Consider the following 18,907-nt stretch of genomic DNA (forward strand, 5'->3'; position numbering starts at 1 on the left):
AAAGTCCGACGGTGGGACCGCTATTTGCTTGACGAGATCATCGACAAATCCCCCACAAGGCAATGACGATCCTGTCACACTGGTGGTACATTGGTGCCTATTTTTACTGCCTCTTGGCATCGAAGAGGGAAGGCTGTAAGAATGATAGGAGTATTGAGTTTGTTGGCTTTTTTGGGGTTTCGGCTTCGGATGGGCGTGTAGCTCAGCGGGAGAGCACTGCATTGACATTGCAGGGGTCACAGGTTCAATCCCTGTCACGCCCACCATCCTTTCAATAACTTAGCCAAGCCCGTTTTTGGCGCACCCCTTCGACAACTTAGCCGGTAAGGCGGCCACCGCTTGTGGCAGCCGCCTCGTGTTTGTGGACATTCTAATGCATGGCGCTCAAAAGTGGCCCCGGTTTTGAGACGACGACATGCATAAAAACAAAGACCTAAAGCGCGTCGCCTGAGTCCGTTCAAACGCGACGCGCTTTAGACGTGGTGCGGACTTAGCGTCCTTGAAGGCGCAGGCTCGATGCCGTCCTCCATAAGAATATCCTTCTTGCGAGCGAACGCGACGAAGACGCCTCGTGCTGTCTCGGGTTCCACATCACCAATCAGAGCGGCTTTGCAAGCGCGAATAGCAGCTCTCTGCTCCGGGCTGTTGCCACACCATTCGGCTGCGAATTGATAAGCATCCGCGACCGTGTTGAGTTGGCGGGGAAAGCCCAATCCCACCCACACCCGGACTGGCTTTTCAAAAGGTTTCGATAGCATCATGACCTCCTTTCCTAATGCATGTCACCCAGAAGTATGCCGCGGTTCTGGGACAACGACATGCATCAAAACAAAGACTTAAAGCGTGTCGCATGAATTGGTTTCAGCGCGACGCGCTTTAGGCAGTCACTCCTCCGCCTTCGCCACCTCTGCCCATCATCCACGGCATTGTCGTGGATACTTCCTCAAGGATTCTGGCTGCTTTCGCAAAACCGCTGAACGCTTCTCTGGCTGCGGAAAGCGGATAATCGCTATCGAAAGCTCGCTGGCAGGCCCGCAATGCGGTTTGGTGAATGGGGCCGCGCCTGTCCTTCGGCCATTCATAGAGGAACTCCAGAGCGTCCTCGAGACACGTGATTTCCTGAACAAGGTTGTCGCCGCTTTTCACGAAAACGGCGCTGTCAAACATCCGATCGTTCATATGATCCTCCAAATTGAACGAACCATTGAGTTTCATGGTTTGCGCGGTCCAGGCCAACTGCAGGCGCGCGACAGAGGCGCGCCAGTACGTCCTGCAGTGATCATCTTCGTTTCTCCGCAATCACAGCCTCCCGGCCGGAACCGGGAGGCGGACCCGCAGTTCAAAGTGTGACAGATCGACAGGATTACGCGGCTTTACGCGCGCGGTCCGTGTCTTGCGTGATCTGAGTGGCGGCCGTTGGCGTGTCGCCGACGCCGATGCTAATGCGGCGCGGTTTCAGCTCTTCGGGAATCTCACGGACGATGTCGATCGAGAGGAGGCCATTCTCCAGTTTGGCTGCCTTGATCTTCATGTGGTCGGCAAGCTTGAACGTCTGCCTGAAACTGCGATAGGCGATGCCCTGGTGCAGCAGCTGGCGTCCGCTCTGATCATCAGCCTTCTGGCCTACCACGACCAGTTCGGGTCCATGCTGGGTCAGCTCAACCTCATCCTGGCTGAAGCCTGCGATGGCCATCGAGATACGGTAATCGTTCTCGTCGACCTTCTCGATGTTATAGGGCGGCCAGTCTGGACGCGTGCCGCTGTCGAGCATGTCGAAAAGCCGGTCGAAACCGACGGTGGTCCGATAGAGGGTATCAAAGGTTCTCATAGCCACATCCTCCTTGAAGCAACATGGGTACAAGGACGCCGCCCCGTGCGGCGCCGCCATTTTTTGCCGAGCCTTATGGCCTTGGCGGAAATCGAATTAGGAGGCGCCCCAAATGAGTTCAAGAGCATCTCGAATTTTTTTTAGTAGCATCCTCCCATCGACGGAAAGCGAAATCTGAGTTTCTCCAGGACCTTCCCTTCGAACAGTCGAACAGCCCCTTGAAGTACAGATCCGGCGGGAAGTTTTCGCGCGATCTGCGCGACCGCATCGTCTACTGCCCCGCCGTCCCGTTTCGTACTCAAATGCCGGCCAGCAAGGAACCGGGTAGCGGCCTTCCGATCCGTAAATCCACCCTGTCGGAGGGCGAAACGTCCCGGCACGTGCCGGGACGTTTCAGGCTCGCGGATCATTGCGGCCGCGGATCGGGCCTGTCGGGCTTGTCATGAGGGGCGTTGCTGCCTTCACGGCACGGGGTGCCGATGCCGCAGCATTTGCCGTTGTAGGTGATACCGGGCTTGGTCTTCTCGCATTCCCTCGGCGGTGCCGTCTGACACCCTGCCAGCACCGAAACCGCGATGGCGGCGAGAAATGCGTTTCTTGAAGTGATAAACATTGACGTTCTCCTTGATGGACCGTGTTTGCTACACACCGCTTGGTCGCGGGCGGCAGCGAAATGGTTCAAGGAAAATTGGAATCAGGCCGCGCCGAGGCGGACATCACCCTTCTCAACATGGTTGAGAAACCACGCATACGTCTGTTCCAATCCACCGCGAAGTGCGTAGCGCGGGCGCCATCCCGTTGCAAACAGTCGCGAAACATCCATCAACTTGCGCGGCGTGCCATCTGGCTTGGTCGTATCGAAGGCGATATCAGCCTCGACGCCGGCGACCGATGCGACGGTCTGGGCAAGCTCGGCAATGGTGACATCCTCGCCCGAACCGACATTGACGTGGCTGTCGCCGGCATAATTCTTCAACAGCCAGACCAAGGCATCGGCGGCGTCGTCGACATGCAGGAATTCACGCCGTGGCGTGCCCGAGCCCCAGACCTCGAGGCTGTTGCCGCCGCTCAGCGCCAGCGCATGCGCCTTTCGCATCAGGGCCGGCACGACATGGCTGGACTGGAGATCGAAATTGTCGCCAGGACCGTAAAGGTTGGCCGGCATCGCCGAGATGTAGTCGACGCCATGCTGGCGCCGATAGGCTTGGCACAGTTTGAGCCCGGCGATCTTGGCGATCGCATACCATTCATTGGTGGGTTCGAGCGGACCGGTCAGCAGCGCGTCTTCCCTGATCGGCTGCGGCGCGAGCTTTGGATAGATGCAGGACGAGCCGAGAAACAAAAGCTTGCCGACCTCGCTGCGAAAGGCGCCGTCAATGACATTGCCCTGCATAACCAGGTTTTGCTGCAGGAAATCGACAGGGAACCGGTCATTGGCCAGGATACCGCCGACTTTGGCGGCCGCCATCACCACCGCATCCGGCCTGTGCTCGGCCATCCAGCGCCGCACCCCTGCCTGGTCGAGCAGGTCGAGCCTGTCGCGCGATACGGTGAGTATCTCGCAGTCCTCGCTCGCCAGCCGGCGCACGACGGCCGAACCGACCATGCCGCGATGCCCGGCGACGAAGACACGCTTGCCTTTCAGATCAAAGGTCGCATCCATGAACCTGCCTCACGCAGAACGGCTGTTCTGCCGCGTGCCGCCGGCGGTGCGCGCCAGATCGGCCTGCACCATTTCCGTCACCAGATCCCTGAAGCCGGTCGTGTGCGACCACCCCAGCCTGGCTTTGGCCTTGGCGGGGTCGCCGAGCAGCAGGTCGACCTCGGTCGGCCGGAAATAGCGCGGATCGATGCGCACCAGGACAGTGCCCGAACCGGCATCGACACCGACTTCATCGACACCCTCGCCTTGCCAGCGGATGGTGCGGCCGGTCTCGGCAAACGCCAGCTCGACGAATTCGCGCACCGAATGCGCCTCGCCGGTCGCCAGCACGAAATCGTCGGCTTCGCTGTGCTGCAGAATGCGCCACATGCCCTCCACATAGTCGCGCGCATGGCCCCAATCACGCTTGGCGTCGAGATTGCCGAGATAGAGCGTGTCCTGCAGGCCGTGATGGATCGAGGCGACGGCCCGCGTGATCTTGCGGGTGACGAAGGTTTCGCCGCGTGTCGGGCTTTCGTGGTTGAACAGGATTCCGTTGGCGGCGAACATGCCGTAAGCCTCGCGGTAGTTGACCGTGATCCAGTAGGCGTAAAGCTTGGCCGCGGCATAGGGCGAGCGCGGATGGAAGGGCGTCGCCTCGCTTTGCGGGACCTCGCGCGCCTTGCCGTAAAGCTCCGACGTCGATGCCTGATAGAAGCGCACCGACTTCTCCAGGCGCAGGATGCGGATCGCCTCGAGCAGCCTGAGTGTTCCCAGCGCATCGGCATTGCCGGTGTATTCCGGCGTCTCGAAACTCACCTGGACATGGCTCTGGGCGCCGAGATTGTAGATCTCACCGGGCTGTGTCTCCTGCACCAGGCGAATAAGGTTGGTCGCGTCGGTCAGGTCGCCATAATGCAGGAAGAAACGCGCACCGCGCTCGTGCGGATCGACATAGATGTCGTCAACGCGCTTGGTGTTGAACGAGGACGAGCGGCGTTTGACGCCATGGACAATATAGCCCTTCTGCAGAAGCAATTCTGCGAGATAGGCCCCGTCCTGCCCGGTAACCCCGGTGATGAGCGCCACTTTTTCCGTCATTGCCGCTCCGTCCGCATCCAATCCCGGCAACCGAATACAGATTTGGCGCGAGAACGCAAATCCCCCATACGGGGGACAGGTTTCAGCCAGCGATTGTGTCGTTCTCAGGCACCTGCAACCGCGCAGAAATGCTTCATCCTGGCCAGTGCAAGCTCGGGATCGGCGAGCAACCCTGCCTGGTCGGCAAGGCGGAAGATGTCGGCATAGTGCAGGATGCCGCGCGCCGACTGCATGCCGCCGACCATGGCGAAATGGTCCTGATGGCCGTTGAGCCAGGCAATGAAGACGATGCCGGCCTTGTAATACTCCGTCGGCGCCTCGAAGATCTTGCGCGACAACGGCACTGTCGGCGCCATCAGCGCGTCAAAGCCGGCGCGGTCGCCGTCAGCCAGTTTCGCGAGCGCCGCACTGGCGACCGGCGCGATGGCGTCGAATATGCCGAGCAAGGCGTGCGAGTGCCGCTTCCCGTCGCCGGCAATCAGTTCGGGATAGTTGAAATCGTCGCCGGTGAACATGACGACGCCTTCCGGCAACCGGTTGCGCAAGGCAACTTCCTTGCCGGCATCGAGCAGGGAAATCTTTATCCCCTCGACCTTGCCGGCATGGCGCTCGATGATGGCGACGACGGTGTCGAGCGCGGCCTCGAAATTGCCGCTGCCCCAATATCCCTGCAACGCCGGATCGAACATGTCGCCCAGCCAGTGCAGGATGACCTTGCCGGATGCCTGGCTGAGGATGCGATCGTAGACCCTGATATAGTCGTCCGGATCTTTTGCGACCGCCGCCAGCGCCCGGCTGGCCATCATGATCGCGTTGCCGCCCTCGCCTTCGATGAAGGTGAACTGCTCCTCATAGGCGGCGATCACATCGTCGAGCGTTCTGGCAGCAGCCGGCGCCAGATGATCGGTGCCCGCGCCCGAGGCGAGGTCTGCGCCTTCGACGCTGCGCGCCTCGGCGATCGAGCGGCGGATCAATTCCTGCGCATTCGCCCAGTCGAAACCCATGCCGCGCTGGGAGGTGTCCATCGCCTCGGCGATGCGGAAGCCAAGCCGCCACAAATGATGCCGAAACGCCATCGTCTTGTCCCAATCGACCGCAGGCTTCGACCAGGGGTCGGTCATCGCGAAAGGATCGGCGACGACATGGGCGGCGGCATATGCGATGCGCGGGAAAACCGCACCGATTACGGGCTCGACCGGACTGCCCGCGAGCTTGTAGCTGACGCGGCCGCCATTCTGCGTAGGCAGGGTGATATCCATGGCAACCTCCGTTTTCGGCATCCTATAAATGGAACGTTCCAATAAATCAAGAACCTTTATGATTGCGGCGATTGAACCGGTCCAAATGCCGAAGAAGGCCAAGAGTCCTTGCTAGGAACCACATTCATCACCTTTTCGATCTCCGCAAGAATCCCGATTGACTCTCGGTTGGCAGAGTGATTAGAACGTTCCAATAGATTTGCCCATTTAAGCGGAGGAAACCACCGACATGGCCAGCCGGGCCAAGGCAACGATCCTGGACATCGCCCGCGAGGCTGGTGTGTCCAAATCGACGGTGTCGCTTGTGCTGCAAGGCTCAGGGCTGATCCGGCCTGAAACCGCGGTCAAGGTTCGCAAGGCGATCGAGGATGTCGGCTATGTCTACAACCGCGGCGCCGCCAATCTGCGCAAAGCCCATTCCAACGTCATCGGCATGGTCATCAACGATCTCACCAACCCCTTTTTCGCCGAACTGGCGGTCGGCATGGAGCGCGTCTTCCAGTCAGCCGGCATCGTGCCCTTCATCGCCAACACCGCGGAGAACCCGGTGCGCCAGGAAGAAGTGCTGAAGTCGCTGATGGAACAGGGCGTCGCAGGCCTGATCGTGTCACCGGCGCGCGGCACCACGCCGGGCGCCTTCCGTCGCCTCGAGATGGCGGGCGTGCCGGTCGTCTTCGCCATGCGCCGCCTGCCGGACAGCCGCATCCCGGTGATCGCGCCTGACAATCATCGCGGCGCGTATCTCGCCGCCGCCCATCTGATCGGCAAGGGCCATCGCCGGCTGGCCTTCTTCGGCGGCACCTCCGACCTAGTCGTCTATCAGGAGCGCCTGGGCGGTTTTCGTGAAGCTTGCGAGACATTGGGCATGGCCAGACGCGACGTGCTTGTCGTCGAAGGCGAGACCAGCCGCAGGGGCGGCATCGCCTGCCTGGAAACCGCCCTTGCCATGGCCGAGCCGCCGACGGCGGCGCTGTGCTTCAACGACGCCGTCGCCTTCGGCGTCATGCTGGCGCTGCGCAAGCGCGGGCTGGAGCCCGGCGCGGATTTCGCCGTCGTCGGCTTCGACGACGTGGTCGAGGCCGAGCATTATATGCCGGCGCTGACCAGCGTCTCGGTGGACACACCCGGCCTCGGCGAACGCGCCGCCCACGTCATGCTGAAGATGATCCAGTCGCGCATCACGCATGCCGAGGACCATATCGGCGCCGTCAATCTGGTCGTCAGGGACAGCTGCGGTCCCGATCGCGGCGCCCAGGACACATCAGCAGGAATGGGAGACGCGGCATGAGCGTCAAATGGGGACTGATCGGCGCCAGCACGATCGCCAAACAGTTCATGATCAACGCCATCCGCGCGCAAGAGGGTGGCGAGATCGCGGCGGTGATGAGCTCCAGTCCGCAGCGCGCCAAGACTTATGCCGCGGAACAGAATATTCCGCTTGCCGTCTCGACGCTGGACGATTTGCTCGGCGCCGAAATCGACGCCGTCTACATCTCGACCACCAATGAACTGCATCTCGAACAGGCATTGGCTGCGATCAAGGCGGGAAAGCATGTTCTGTGCGAAAAGCCGCTGGCGCTGAACAGCACTGATGCGCGCACAATGGTCGCCGCCGCCAAGGAAGCCGGTGTCGTGCTTGGCACCAATCATCATCTGCGCAATGCCGGCGCCCACCGCGCCATGCGCGACGCCATATCAGCCGGCCATATCGGCAAGCCGATTGCCGCGCGCGTCTTCCATTCCGTCTATTTGCCGGAAAACCTGCAGGGCTGGCGCATTACCAAGCCTGAGGCCGGCGGCGGCGTGGTGCTCGACATCACCGTGCATGATGCCGACACGCTGCGCTTCGTGCTCGGCGACGACCCGATCGAGATTTCGGCCTTCACCCAGTCGGCCGGCCTGGCCGGCAGCGGGCTGGAAGACGGTGCCATGTGCATCTGGCGCTTCAGGTCCGGTTTGATTGCCCAGTCGCATGAAGGCTTCACCACGAAGTTCGCCGATACCGGCTTCGAGGTGCATGGTTCCGAAGGCTCGCTGATCGCTAAAAATGTGATGACGCAGAAGCCGGTCGGTTCGGTGCTGCTACGCACCGCCAAGGGCGAGGAGGAACTGAGCTTCGACCGCGAAGACCTCTACGTCAGGTCGCTGCGCCAGTTCCATGCCGCTATTAGCGGCGCGGGCCAGCCCTCCGCAACCGGCGAGGACGGCGTCTGGTCACTAGCCTGCGCCGAAGCAGCGTTGCTGTCCGGGAAATCCGGCAAGGCGGTTGCCATCGAGCCGAAACTCGGGAGCGCCAAGTGAGCAAGCTCGTCTCCGCTCAGCAGGCCGCCAGCCTCATCAAGGACGGCATGACCGTCTCCGTCTCGTCATCGAGCGGCCTCGGCTGCCCGGATGCCGTGCTGGCTGCCATCGGCCAGCGCTTCGACGCTGAAGGCCATCCGAAAGACATCACCACGCTGCATCCGATCGCCGCCGGCGACATGTATGGCATCAAGGGCATCGACCATCTGGCTAAGCCTGGCCTGTTGAAGCGCACGCTCTGCGGCTCCTATCCCTCGGGCCCCTCCTCGTCCGAGCCGCCGCAGATATGGAAGATGATCGGCGACAATTCGGTCGCCGCCTACAATGTGCCGTCCGGCATCCTGTTCGACATGCACCGCGAAGCTGCCGCCAAGCGGCCGGGCGTGCTGACCAAGGTCGGCCTCGACACTTTTGCCGACCCGCGCCACCAGGGCTGCGCCATGAATGAGGCTGCAAGCGAGCCGATCGTCTCGGTGCAGCAGTTCGACGGCGAGGAATGGCTCTATTTCCGCTCGATCGTGCCCAACGTTTCGATCATCCGCGCCACCACCGCCGACGAGCGCGGCAACCTCACTTACGAGCATGAAGGCGCCTATTTGGGCGGCCTCGAACAGGCGCTCGCCGCCCGCAACAATGGCGGCATCGTCATTGCGCAGGTCAAGCGCGTCGTCGAGAACGGCACGCTGAAGCCGCATGACGTGCGCGTGCCCGGCGTCCTGGTCGACCACATCGTGGTGGCGCCGGACCAGTTGCAGACGACGTTGACGCCTTACGACCCGGCGATTTCGGGCGAGATCTTCCGGCCGTTGTCCAGCTTCCGCAACGCTGAGATGAACGTCCAGAAAGTAATCGCGCGCCGCGTCGCCATGGAATTGCGCGACGGCATGGCGGTCAACATTGGCTTCGGCATCTCGGCAAACGTGCCGCGTATCCTTCTCGAGGAAGGCCAGCACGGCAAGGTCACCTGGGTGATCGAGCAGGGCGCCGTCGGCGGCGTGCCGCTGCTCGACTTCAAGTTCGGCTGCGCTTCCAATGCCGAAGCGATCATGCCCTCGCCGCACCAGTTCATCTATTTCCAGGCCGGCGGCTTCGATGCCTCGCTGCTCTCCTTCTTGCAGATCGACCGCCATGGCTCCGTCAACGTGTCGAAACTCTCGGCCCGGCCACATGTCACCGCCGGGGCCGGCGGCTTTGTCGACATCACGGCACGGGCGAAAAAGATCGTCTTCTCCGGCTTCTTCAATGCCGGCGCAAAACTGTCGCTCGCCGATGGCGGCATCCGCATCGATGCAGAAGGCAAGGTCAAGAAGGTGGTCAACGAGGTCGAACACATCTCCTTCTCCGGCAAGCGCGCCGTCGCGCAAGGGCAGGACATCACCTACGTCACCGAGCGCTGCGTGATGAAGCTGACGCCGGACGGTCTGATGGTGACGGAACTGGCGCCCGGCATCGACCTCGAACGCGATGTGCTGGCGCAGTCAGAGATTCCGCTCGGCATCGCTAACGATCTCAAGTTCACGCCGGCGGCTCTCTATCAGGACCGGCCGATCGGCCTGTCGCTGAATGGTGGCGCTTCTCTCGGAGGCGCGCATGGCTGAGCGCCTCGTCACCTTCGAGCAGGACGGCGCCATCGGCATCGTCACGCTGCGCCGGCCGGAGAAGTTCAACGCGCTGGACATTCCGATGCTGCGCGCGCTCGAGACAGCGCTCGACGAAGCCGAAATGGCTGAAGGTGTGCGCGTCGTGCTGATCCGCGGCGAAGGCAAAGGCTTTTGCGCCGGCGGCGACGTCGAGGCCTGGGCACAAATGAGCGCTGCCGACTTTCAGGTGCAATGGGTGCGCTACGGCCACCGTGTCTTCGACCGACTGGCGCGGCTGCGGCAGCCGACCATCGCGGTGCTTTCCGGCCATGCGCTGGGTGGCGGGCTGGAGCTGGCGGTCGCCTGCGACTTCCGTGTCGCCGAAACGCAGGTGAAGCTCGGCTTCCCCGAGACATCGATCGGCGTCGTCCCCGGTTGGTCCGGCACGCAGCGCGCCGTGCGCCGCTTTGGGGCCCAGATCGTGCGCCGCATGGCACTCGGCGGCGAGCTCTTTGCCGCCTCCGACGCGCTTGCCCTCGGCGTCGTTGACCGCGTGGTCGAGACCGGCCAGGCGCTGGCAGAGGCCAGGACTTGGGCCGAAAAAATCGCCGGGCGCGGGCCGCTCGCAACCGAAGCCGCCAAGCTGATGATCGCAGTCGCCGAAGGCGAGGAAAGTGCGGCCGCCACCGAGGCGCTCGCCAGCGGCTTCGTTGCGCTGACCGGCGACCTCAAAGCCGGCGTGAGCGCCTTCAAGGCCAAGCAGAGGCCGGCCTTTTCCAGATCTTAGAGAAAGCATGATGAACGCACCGCTCAACATTTCCATGCCGGCCGAGGCGTCCAAGGCGCCGAAGGCTTACAAGCTGCTGATCGACGGCAAGCATGTCGATGCCCGTGACGGCCGCACGATTGCGCGCAACAGCCCCGGCCATGGCTTCACCGTTTCGCGCTATGCGCAGGCCGGCGAGGCCGAGGTGGAGGCGGCCATGCAGGCCGCGCACAAGGCATTCGAGACCGGCCCGTGGCCGCGCACGAAGGCGGCCGAGCGCGCAGCCATCCTGCTCAAGACGGCCGACCTGATCGAGGCCCAGCTCGAAGACATCGCCCGACTCGATGCGCTGGAATCCGGCAAGCCGATCGCCCAGGCGCGCGGCGAGATCGGCGGCGCCATCGACATCTGGCGCTATGCCGCCTCGCTCGCCCGCACGCTGCACGGCGAGAGCTACGCCAATCTCGGCGACGCCATGCTGGGCGTCGTCCTGCGCGAGCCGATCGGCGTCGTCTCGATCATCACCCCGTGGAATTTCCCGTTCTTGATCGTCAGCCAGAAACTGCCCTTCGCGCTCGCCGCCGGCTGCACCGCGGTGGTCAAGCCGAGCGAAATGACCTCGGCCTCGACCTTCGTGCTCGGCGACATCCTGATGCAGGCCGGCCTGCCCGCGGGCGTCGTCAACATCCTGGCCGGCCTCGGCGCCGATGTCGGGGGGCCGATGGTCAGCCATCCGCTGGTGGAAATGGTGTCGTTCACCGGCTCTACCCGCGTCGGCAAGATGACCATGGCTTCCGCCGCGCAGTCGCTGAAGAAAGTCTCGATGGAGCTCGGCGGCAAGAACGGCCAGATCGTCTTCCCCGATGCCGATCTCGAGGCGGCCGCTGACGCAGCAGTGTTCGGCGGCTTCTTCAACGCCGGCGAATGCTGCAATGCCGGCAGTCGGCTGATCGTGCATGAAGCCATCGCCGACGATTTCCTCGCCACTGTCAAGGCCCTGACCGCCAAGGTAACGGTCGGCGACCCACTCGACGACCGAACCAAGGTTGGCGCGATGATTTCCGCCGACCATCTGACCAAGGTGGCGGATTACGTCGTGGCGGCAGCAAAAGACGGCAGCAATGTCTATAGCGGTGGCGGCCAATTGGCGTCCAATGCCGGCCACTACCTCGATCCGACCATCATCCGCGGCGTTACCGAAGACATGGCTATTGCGCGCGAGGAAGTGTTCGGCCCGGTGCTCTCCGTGCTGACTTTTGGATCGATTGAAAAGGCGTTGCACATCGCCAACAACACGCCCTATGGTCTGTCGGCAGGGGTGTGGAGCGCCAGCATCGACACTTGTATGTCGGTGGCGCGTGGTGTGCGTTCGGGGACCGTTTGGGTGAACACATTCATGGAAGGCTTTCCCGAGTTGCCATTCGGGGGCTACAAGCAGTCCGGCATCGGACGCGAACTCGGCAAACGCGCTGTCGAAGATTATACCGAGGAAAAGACAATCCAGTTTCATCGCGGCCAGCGCACCGGTTGGTGGGTCGGCTGAGTTTGGAAGAACCCGGTGGGCTTCCACCGGTCATGTAATGCAACAAGGGAGGTAGAACATGTTGCGCAAACTGCTTATCGGAACGGCTCTGGCGACGGCCTTTGCTTTCTCGGCCCATGCCGAGGACGTCAAGGAAGTGCAGATGCTGCATTGGTGGACGTCGGGCGGCGAAGCGGCTGCTCTCAACGTCCTCAAGGGCGACCTTGCCAAGGAAGGCTATGCCTGGAAGGACGTGCCGGTGGCCGGTGGTGGCGGCGACGCCGCCATGACTGCGCTGAAGGCGATGGTCGCGGCCGGCAATTACCCGACCGCGTCGCAGATGCTCGGCTACACCGTGCTCGACTATGCGGCGGCCGGCGTCATGGGCGACCTGACCGAGACGGCGAAGAAGGAAGGCTGGGACAAGTCGGTTCCGGCAGCCCTGCAGAAGTTCTCCGTCTATGACGGCAAGTGGGTCGCTGCTCCAGTCAACGTCCACTCCGTCAACTGGCTGTGGATCAACAAGGCGGTGATGGACAAGATCGGCGGCACCGAGCCAAAGACCTTCGACGACTTCGTCGCCCTGCTCGACAAAGCCAAGGCGGCTGGCGTCATTCCGCTCGCCCTTGGCGGCCAGAACTGGCAGGAAGCCACCATGTTCGACTCGGTTGTGCTGTCGACCGGCGGACCTGAGTTCTACAAGAAGGCCTTCAACGACCTCGACGACGAGTCCCTCAAGTCGGACACGATGAAGAAGTCGTTCGACAACCTCGCCAAGCTCGTCACCTATGTCGACCCGAACTTCTCGGGCCGCGACTGGAACCTTGCCACCGCCATGGTCATCAAGGGCGATGCCCTGGTGCAGGTGATGGGTGACTGGGCCAAGGGCGAGTTCAACGCCGCCAAGAAAACGCCGGGCACCGACTTCCTGTGCTATCGCTTCCCGGGCACGGAAGGCTCGGTGGTCTACAACTCCGACATGTTCGGCATGTTCAACGTTCCGGAGGACCGCAAGGCCGCCCAGGTCGCGTTGGCCACCGCCACCCTGTCGAAGAGCTTCCAGTCGGCCTTCAACGTCGTCAAGGGTTCGGTTCCCGCCCGTACCGACGTTCCGGACACCGACTTCGACGCGTGCGGCAAGAAGGGCATCGCCGACCTGAAGGCTGCCAACGAAGGCGGCACACTGTTCGGCTCGCTTGCCCAGGGCTATGGCGCGCCTCCGGCGGTCGCCAATGCCTACAAGGACGTCGTTTCGAAGTTCGTCCACGGTCAGATCAAGACCTCGGACGAAGCCGTGACCGAACTGGTCAAGGCAATCGACGACGCCAAGTAAGCGCTGGCCAGAAACACACCTTCCCCGCTTCGGCGGGGAAGGTGTCACCTAAGGATTGGCCAGCTGGCGCAATTCCAGGAAAAGTGTGAGCGGTTTTCCGGCCGGAATTGCGTAAAAGAAAGAGTTAGAGAGGTTCGCCGTTTCCGTGAAACGGTGAAAGCACTCTTGAACACCATGCCGACCAGAGACCCGTATGCACGGGGCCGCCTTGCCGCCTGACGGCAGAGCACGGACGACCCGAACGGGAGGAGCCTCATGAGCAGTGTAGCGACGACCCAGATCAAGCTGACACCCGAGCGGTCTCGCCCCTCCGTGCGCGCGCGACTGCAGGACGCGCTGCCGAAGATCGTGCTGGCGCCGAGCTTCGCCATCACCATCGTCTTCGTCTATGGCTTCATCCTGTGGACAGTCTATCTGTCCTTCACCAATTCCAAGACCTTCCCGTCCTATGTCATTACCGGACCACGCGCGTATCTACGGCTGTGGGGCTGGACGTTCGACTCCGACCCGCCATCGAGCTGGTACACGTCGATCGTCAATATGGGCATTTTTGGCTTTCTCTACATCGCCATCTGCCTGGCGCTCGGCCTGTTCCTGGCCATCCTGCTCGACCAGAAGATTCGCGGCGAAGGCGTGTTGCGGCCGATCTATCTCTACCCGATGGCGCTGTCCTTCATCGTCACCGGCGTCGCCTGGAAATGGTTCCTCGACCCCGGCCTCGGTCTTGAGCAGACCTTGCATCAGTGGGGCTGGACGAGCTTCCATTTCGACTGGATCAAGAACAAGGATTTCGTCATCTACACGGTGGTCATTGCCGGCGTCTGGCAGGCCTCCGGCTTCATCATGGCGATGTTCCTGGCCGGCCTGCGTGGCATTGACGGCGAGATCATGAAGGCGGCGCAGATCGACGGTGCCACCACCTTCCAGCTCTACCGCCGCATCGTCATTCCGCTGCTGCGGCCAATCTTCCTGTCGGCCTTCATCGTGCTCGCGCACCTTGCCATCAAGTCCTACGATCTCGTGGTGGCGCTGACCAGCGGCGGCCCCGGTGGCTCGGCCTGGCTGCCGTCCAACTTCATGTATGAGTACACCTTCAAGCGCAACGAAATGGCCGTCGGCTCGGCCAGTGCCGTGATCATGCTGATGACCATCGTTGCCATCATCGTGCCTTATCTCTATTCGGAACTCAGGGAGAAGCCGCGATGAGCGCTGTCGCCACCCCTGCCCGCCCCGCTGCTTCCCAAAAGGCCTCCGGCGGCATGAGCACCAAGACCCTCAACCGCATCGTCATCTACGGGCTTCTGGCGCTGTTTGCGCTGTTTTATCTGATGCCGCTGTTCGTCATGCTGGTGACCTCGTTCAAGACCATGGACGAGATCCAGAACGGCAACATGCTGGCGTTGCCCACGGCGCCGACCTTCGACCCGTGGCTGAAGGCCTGGGGCGAGACCTGCGTCGGCCTCACCTGCGCCGGCATCAAGGGCTATTTCTGGAACTCGATCAAGATGGTGGTTCCAGCCGTACTGATCTCGACCATGCTCGGCGCGCTCAACGGCTACGTCTTGACCAAATGGCGTTTTCGCGGCGCCACGCTGGTGTTCGGGCTGATGCTGTTTGCCTGCTTCATTCCGTTCCAGTCGGTGCTGCTGCCGATGGCGACCATCCTCGGCAGCCTGGGACGTTTCGGCGTGAAGCTGCAGAATGCGACGGGTACGAGTTTCGGTCTCGGCAATCCGACGGTCAACCTGGTCTTCGTCCATGTCGTCTACGGCATCGGCTTCACTACACTGTTTTTCCGCAACTATTACGAGGCATTCCCGAACGAGCTGATCAAGGCCGCACAGGTCGACGGCGCCTCCTTCTTCCAGATCTTCCGCCGCATCATGCTGCCGAACTCGATGCCGATCTTCGTCGTCACCGTCATCTACCAGTTCACCAACATCTGGAACGACTTCCTGTTCGCTTCGGCTTACGCCGGCACAGGCGACTCCATGCCGATGACGGTGGCGCTCAACAACGTCGTCAACACCTCGACCGGCGTCGTCGAATACAACGTCAACATGGCGGCCGCGATGATCGCGGCTCTGCCCACCCTGATCGTCTATGTCGTCGCCGGCCGCTATTTCGTGCGCGGGCTGATGGCTGGCGCGGTCAAGGGCTGATCAATTCGGAAGGAACGACCATGGCTTTTCTGGAAATTGATGGGCTGAAGAAGCGCTTCGGGAATGTCGAGATCCTGAAGGGCATCGATGTCGAGCTCGAAAAGGGCGGCTTCCTGGTGCTGGTCGGCCCGTCCGGCTGCGGCAAGTCCACCTTGCTCAACACGATTGCCGGCCTGGAGCAGATCACCGAGGGCGAAATCCGCGTCGACGGCCGCGCCATCAACGATCTGCACCCATCCAAGCGCGACATCGCCATGGTGTTCCAGAGCTATGCGCTCTATCCGAACATGACGGTGGCCGGAAACATCTCCTTCGGCATGGAGATGCGCGGCGTGCCGGCCGACGAACGCCAAAAGGCGATCGACAAGGTGGCCAAGGTCCTGCAGATCGGCCACCTCCTGCAGCGCAAGCCGAGCCAGCTTTCCGGCGGCCAGCGCCAGCGCGTCGCCATGGGCCGGGCGCTGGTGCGCGACCCCAAGCTGTTCCTGTTCGACGAGCCTTTGTCCAACCTCGACGCCAAATTGCGCGTTGACATGCGCATCGAGATCAAGCGCCTGCATGCCACCACCGGCACAACCATCGTCTACGTCACCCACGACCAGATCGAGGCAATGACGCTGGCTACCAAGATCGCCGTCATGCGCGACGGCGAGGTGCAGCAGTTCGGCACCCCGGCCGAGATCTACAACAACCCGACCAATTTGTTCGTCGCCGACTTCATGGGTTCGCCAGCGATGAACCTGATCCCGGCGACCATTGCCACGTCGGGCAATGCGCTGTCCGTCGTGTTGGAGCGCGAGGCGCGCGAGCCGATCACGCTGCCGATGGCCAACGCGCCGGCGGGTCTTTCGGCATTCCAGGGCAAGCCAATCATCTTCGGCGTGCGCCCGGAAGCGCTGACCGATCCGGAAGGCGCGGAACGCCACGCCTCCAACATTGCCACTGCCGACCTGCACATCGAAGTGGTCGAGCCGGCAGGGTCCGACACGTTCGCGGTGACCAATCTCGGCGGCAAGGGCGTGGTGGCGCGGTTGCGGGCCGACGCCAACATCCAGCCGGGCACCAGCACGCCGCTCGCCTTCAACCTGACCAAGGCCGTGTTCTTCGATCCGGCGACCGAACACCGCATCCGCTGATCGAGATGGTCAGCCCCGATATCGTCATCATCGGCTCCGGCATCGGCGGCGCTACGATCGCTTCCGGCCTGGCCGGCAGCGGCGCCTCGGTCCTGATGCTGGAGCGCGGCGAGCCCTTGCCGGCAACGCCGCATGCCCGCGACACGCGCTCCATCTTCGTCGATGGCCACTACCGTCCGAAGGAGATGTGGCGCGAGCCCGGCGGCGGCGCCTTCAACCCCGGCAATTACTACTATGTCGGCGGCAATTCGAAATTCTACGGCGCGGTGCTGATCCGCTACCGCAAAGAGGATTTCGCCGCCATGGAGCACTTCGGTGGCGTCTCGCCGGCATGGCCGTTTTCCTACGATGAATTCGAGCCCTGGTATTCGAAAGCCGAGCAGCTGTTTCGCGTCCGCGGTTCACTCGGCGAGGACCCGACCGAACCGTTCCACTCCATCCCCTATGCCTTCAAGCCGGTGCCCGACGAGGCGCCGATTGCGCGCGCCCGCGCCGAGCTGAAGGGACTGGGCCTGCACCCCGCCTCGCTGCCGCTCGGCGTCGACATCGACACCTGGCTGAAAGAGGGCAAGACCGGCTGGGACGCATTCCCCAACACCGCCCAGGGCAAGGTCGATGCGCAGACCGGACCGCTGACGGCGGCACTCAAGGACAGCAATATCCGGCTCGAAACCGGCTGCCATGTCGAATATCTCGAAGCGTCGTCCGACGGCAAAAGCATCGCTGCCGTTCACTACCGTCAGAATGGCGAGCTGAAGAAAGTCGCGCCGAAGCTGGTCATCCTGTCCGCCGGCGCGGTCAATTCCGCCGTCATCCTGCTGCGCTCGCCTTCACCAGATGGCAAAGGCCTCGCCAACAGCTCCGACCAGGTCGGCCGCAATTTCATGAACCATAATTCGAGCGCCATGCTGGCGATCGATCCGCGCCGCAGGAACGACAGCGTCTACCAGAAGACGCTTATGCTGAATGACTACTATCTCTCCGACGGCAAAGGCGGCAAGCCGCTCGGCAACGTCCAACTGCTCGGCAAGATCGACGGCAACATGTTGAAGGCCAACGTCAAACGCGTGCCGAAATTCGCGCTCGATTACATGGCCGGTCGCGCCGTCGACTGGTATCTGATGTGCGAGGATCTGCCCGATCCGGAAAGCCGCATCATGGTCGACGGCAAGGACATCGTCATGCAATGGCGGCGCTCCAACATGCAGTCGCTGGACGGGCTGACCAAGGTGATGCGTGAGAACTTCCGCGCCTGCGGTTATCCCATCGTGCTGTCGCGTCCCTTCGACAAGCGCACGCCCTCGCACCAGTGCGGCACGGTGAAAATGGGCGATGACCCGGCGACGTCGCCGCTCGACCCTTTCTGCCGCGCCTTCGACCACCCGAACCTGTTCGTTGTCGACGCCAGTTTTTTGCCGAACTCTGCCGCCGTGAATCCGGCGCTGTCGATTGCGGCACAGGCGCTCCGCGTGGCCGAGCATATTCGCCGGACGGACCTCGCGGCATGACCCGCCCCGCAGCAATCGTCACCGGCGGTGCGCGCGGCATTGGGCTCGCCTGCGCCGAGGCGCTGGCCGGGGCCGGCTTCGACATTTTGATCGCCGACCTTGCCGAACAAGCGCCGGACGAACTGGCCGCCAACATCACCGCACGGGGTGCGGAGTTCGCCTATGTCCATTGTGATATCGCCAACCTCGAGGATCACACGGCCCTCGTCGACGCCGCCATACGTGCCTTCAGCCGCATCGACTGCCTCGTCAACAATGCCGGCATCGGCGCCGTGGTGCGCGGCGATCTGCTGGAGCTGAAGCCCGAGAATTTCGACCGTGCGCTGGACGTCAATCTGCGCGGCACAGTCTTCCTTAGCCAGGCCGTCGCCAAGGCGATGCTGGCGGCTCCCAGCAATCATCCGCGCTCGATCATCACCATCACCTCGGTCAGCGCCGATATGGCCTCGCCGGAACGCGCCGACTACTGCATCTCGAAAGCCGGCCTTTCGATGTGGGTGAAGAACCTGGCGCTACGGCTTGCGCCGGAAAACATCGGCGTGTTCGAACTGCGGCCGGGCATCATTCGCACCGACATGACCGCGAGCGTATCAGCTAAATACGACGCGCTTATCGACAGCGGCCTGGTGCCGGCAAAACGCTGGGGCGAAGCATCGGACATCGGCGCCGTGGTGGCGACGCTTGCCGCCGGCAAGCTCGGCTTTTCCACAGGCTCGATTATCAATGTCGACGGCGCGCTCTCCGTGCCTCGACTGTAGGTGGATAGAGT

18 protein-coding genes and 1 tRNA gene are annotated in these 18,907 nt (G+C 62.5%); 12 read left to right on the forward strand and 7 right to left on the reverse strand.

The window, feature by feature from the left end:
• Nucleotides 1-191: 191 nt before the first annotated feature.
• A tRNA-Val gene (locus AC3EMP_RS30535) sits at nucleotides 192-266 on the forward strand.
• 207 nt (nucleotides 267-473) lie between these two features.
• On the opposite strand, the gene AC3EMP_RS30540 is transcribed toward AC3EMP_RS30535, so the two are convergent.
• The 7 genes from AC3EMP_RS30540 to AC3EMP_RS30570 form a co-directional block, all read right to left on the reverse strand.
• Nucleotides 474-761, reverse strand: coding sequence for a DUF982 domain-containing protein (locus AC3EMP_RS30540; RefSeq protein WP_245260022.1), 288 nt, complete (start codon nucleotides 759-761; stop codon nucleotides 474-476).
• Between the two features lie 115 nt (nucleotides 762-876).
• Nucleotides 877-1,299, reverse strand: a complete 423-nt coding sequence (locus AC3EMP_RS30545; protein ID WP_348625649.1) for a DUF982 domain-containing protein — start codon at nucleotides 1,297-1,299, stop codon at nucleotides 877-879.
• Nucleotides 1,300-1,363: 64 nt separating this feature from the next.
• Nucleotides 1,364-1,828, reverse strand: coding sequence for an Hsp20 family protein (locus tag AC3EMP_RS30550; protein ID WP_023671192.1), 465 nt, complete (start codon nucleotides 1,826-1,828; stop codon nucleotides 1,364-1,366).
• 406 nt (nucleotides 1,829-2,234) lie between these two features.
• A complete protein-coding gene (locus AC3EMP_RS30555) occupies nucleotides 2,235-2,441 on the reverse strand; it encodes a hypothetical protein (protein ID WP_352594578.1) in 207 nt (68 codons plus the stop codon).
• Nucleotides 2,442-2,522: 81 nt separating this feature from the next.
• A complete protein-coding gene (gene fcl / locus AC3EMP_RS30560) occupies nucleotides 2,523-3,491 on the reverse strand; it encodes a GDP-L-fucose synthase (protein WP_352544464.1) in 969 nt (322 codons plus the stop codon).
• A 9-nt stretch (nucleotides 3,492-3,500) separates the two neighbouring features.
• On the reverse strand, nucleotides 3,501-4,571 hold the full coding sequence (gene gmd / locus AC3EMP_RS30565) for a GDP-mannose 4,6-dehydratase (protein ID WP_352711188.1): 1,071 nt from the start codon (nucleotides 4,569-4,571) through the stop codon (nucleotides 3,501-3,503).
• A gap of 104 nt (nucleotides 4,572-4,675) precedes the next feature.
• Nucleotides 4,676-5,830 carry a dihydrodipicolinate synthase family protein gene (locus AC3EMP_RS30570; protein WP_352594573.1) on the reverse strand — a complete coding sequence of 385 codons (1,155 nt, stop codon included), beginning with the start codon at nucleotides 5,828-5,830 and terminating at the stop codon, nucleotides 4,676-4,678.
• Between the two features lie 229 nt (nucleotides 5,831-6,059).
• Here AC3EMP_RS30570 and AC3EMP_RS30575 point away from each other — a divergent pair, with 229 nt between their 5' ends.
• From AC3EMP_RS30575 to AC3EMP_RS30625, 11 genes are all read left to right on the forward strand, one after another.
• Nucleotides 6,060-7,118: a LacI family DNA-binding transcriptional regulator gene (locus AC3EMP_RS30575; protein WP_023740951.1), complete on the forward strand. Its 1,059-nt coding sequence runs from the start codon at nucleotides 6,060-6,062 to the stop codon at nucleotides 7,116-7,118.
• Nucleotides 7,115-8,131 (forward strand): Gfo/Idh/MocA family protein, encoded by a 1,017-nt coding sequence (locus tag AC3EMP_RS30580; RefSeq protein ID WP_023714046.1) that lies wholly within the window; start codon nucleotides 7,115-7,117, stop codon nucleotides 8,129-8,131. The genes AC3EMP_RS30575 and AC3EMP_RS30580 overlap by 4 nt, the downstream gene beginning before the upstream one ends.
• Complete coding sequence (locus tag AC3EMP_RS30585; RefSeq protein WP_023710931.1) at nucleotides 8,128-9,729, forward strand: acyl CoA:acetate/3-ketoacid CoA transferase; 1,602 nt, start codon at nucleotides 8,128-8,130, stop codon at nucleotides 9,727-9,729. Before AC3EMP_RS30580 ends, AC3EMP_RS30585 begins: the two co-directional genes overlap by 4 nt.
• Nucleotides 9,722-10,498, forward strand: coding sequence for an enoyl-CoA hydratase/isomerase family protein (locus AC3EMP_RS30590; RefSeq protein ID WP_023683222.1), 777 nt, complete (start codon nucleotides 9,722-9,724; stop codon nucleotides 10,496-10,498). Before AC3EMP_RS30585 ends, AC3EMP_RS30590 begins: the two co-directional genes overlap by 8 nt.
• Nucleotides 10,499-10,508: 10 nt before the next feature.
• Nucleotides 10,509-12,020, forward strand: a complete 1,512-nt coding sequence (locus tag AC3EMP_RS30595; RefSeq protein ID WP_023751345.1) for an aldehyde dehydrogenase family protein — start codon at nucleotides 10,509-10,511, stop codon at nucleotides 12,018-12,020.
• Nucleotides 12,021-12,078: 58 nt separating this feature from the next.
• A complete protein-coding gene (locus AC3EMP_RS30600) occupies nucleotides 12,079-13,332 on the forward strand; it encodes an ABC transporter substrate-binding protein (protein ID WP_031243986.1) in 1,254 nt (417 codons plus the stop codon).
• Nucleotides 13,333-13,587: 255 nt separating this feature from the next.
• Complete coding sequence (locus AC3EMP_RS30605; RefSeq protein WP_023671182.1) at nucleotides 13,588-14,538, forward strand: carbohydrate ABC transporter permease; 951 nt, start codon at nucleotides 13,588-13,590, stop codon at nucleotides 14,536-14,538.
• Nucleotides 14,535-15,494 carry a carbohydrate ABC transporter permease gene (locus tag AC3EMP_RS30610; protein ID WP_023671181.1) on the forward strand — a complete coding sequence of 320 codons (960 nt, stop codon included), beginning with the start codon at nucleotides 14,535-14,537 and terminating at the stop codon, nucleotides 15,492-15,494. The genes AC3EMP_RS30605 and AC3EMP_RS30610 overlap by 4 nt, the downstream gene beginning before the upstream one ends.
• A gap of 20 nt (nucleotides 15,495-15,514) precedes the next feature.
• Nucleotides 15,515-16,630, forward strand: coding sequence for an ABC transporter ATP-binding protein (locus AC3EMP_RS30615; protein WP_352711185.1), 1,116 nt, complete (start codon nucleotides 15,515-15,517; stop codon nucleotides 16,628-16,630).
• A 5-nt stretch (nucleotides 16,631-16,635) separates the two neighbouring features.
• The gene (locus AC3EMP_RS30620) at nucleotides 16,636-18,138 is read left to right on the forward strand and encodes a GMC oxidoreductase (protein ID WP_023751347.1); all 1,503 of its coding nucleotides are present in this window, start codon (nucleotides 16,636-16,638) and stop codon (nucleotides 18,136-18,138) included.
• A complete protein-coding gene (locus AC3EMP_RS30625) occupies nucleotides 18,135-18,896 on the forward strand; it encodes a 3-ketoacyl-ACP reductase (protein WP_023725201.1) in 762 nt (253 codons plus the stop codon). The genes AC3EMP_RS30620 and AC3EMP_RS30625 overlap by 4 nt, the downstream gene beginning before the upstream one ends.
• Nucleotides 18,897-18,907: the final 11 nt, after the last annotated feature.

The sequence above is a fragment of the Mesorhizobium sp. P160219 genome, assembly GCF_057786095.1.

Coding starts and splice junctions, on each gene's coding strand:
- AC3EMP_RS30540 (WP_245260022.1), bottom strand. CDS start 761: ATGATGCTATCGAAACCTTTTGAAAAGCCAGTCCGGGTGTGGGTGGGA.
- AC3EMP_RS30550 (WP_023671192.1), bottom strand. CDS start 1,828: ATGAGAACCTTTGATACCCTCTATCGGACCACCGTCGGTTTCGACCGG.
- AC3EMP_RS30555 (WP_352594578.1), bottom strand. CDS start 2,441: ATGTTTATCACTTCAAGAAACGCATTTCTCGCCGCCATCGCGGTTTCG.
- fcl (WP_352544464.1), bottom strand. CDS start 3,491: ATGGATGCGACCTTTGATCTGAAAGGCAAGCGTGTCTTCGTCGCCGGG.
- gmd (WP_352711188.1), bottom strand. CDS start 4,571: ATGACGGAAAAAGTGGCGCTCATCACCGGGGTTACCGGGCAGGACGGG.
- AC3EMP_RS30570 (WP_352594573.1), bottom strand. CDS start 5,830: ATGGATATCACCCTGCCTACGCAGAATGGCGGCCGCGTCAGCTACAAG.
- AC3EMP_RS30575 (WP_023740951.1), top strand. CDS start 6,060: ATGGCCAGCCGGGCCAAGGCAACGATCCTGGACATCGCCCGCGAGGCT.
- AC3EMP_RS30580 (WP_023714046.1), top strand. CDS start 7,115: ATGAGCGTCAAATGGGGACTGATCGGCGCCAGCACGATCGCCAAACAG.
- AC3EMP_RS30590 (WP_023683222.1), top strand. CDS start 9,722: ATGGCTGAGCGCCTCGTCACCTTCGAGCAGGACGGCGCCATCGGCATC.
- AC3EMP_RS30595 (WP_023751345.1), top strand. CDS start 10,509: ATGAACGCACCGCTCAACATTTCCATGCCGGCCGAGGCGTCCAAGGCG.
- AC3EMP_RS30600 (WP_031243986.1), top strand. CDS start 12,079: ATGTTGCGCAAACTGCTTATCGGAACGGCTCTGGCGACGGCCTTTGCT.
- AC3EMP_RS30605 (WP_023671182.1), top strand. CDS start 13,588: ATGAGCAGTGTAGCGACGACCCAGATCAAGCTGACACCCGAGCGGTCT.
- AC3EMP_RS30610 (WP_023671181.1), top strand. CDS start 14,535: ATGAGCGCTGTCGCCACCCCTGCCCGCCCCGCTGCTTCCCAAAAGGCC.
- AC3EMP_RS30615 (WP_352711185.1), top strand. CDS start 15,515: ATGGCTTTTCTGGAAATTGATGGGCTGAAGAAGCGCTTCGGGAATGTC.
- AC3EMP_RS30620 (WP_023751347.1), top strand. CDS start 16,636: ATGGTCAGCCCCGATATCGTCATCATCGGCTCCGGCATCGGCGGCGCT.
- AC3EMP_RS30625 (WP_023725201.1), top strand. CDS start 18,135: ATGACCCGCCCCGCAGCAATCGTCACCGGCGGTGCGCGCGGCATTGGG.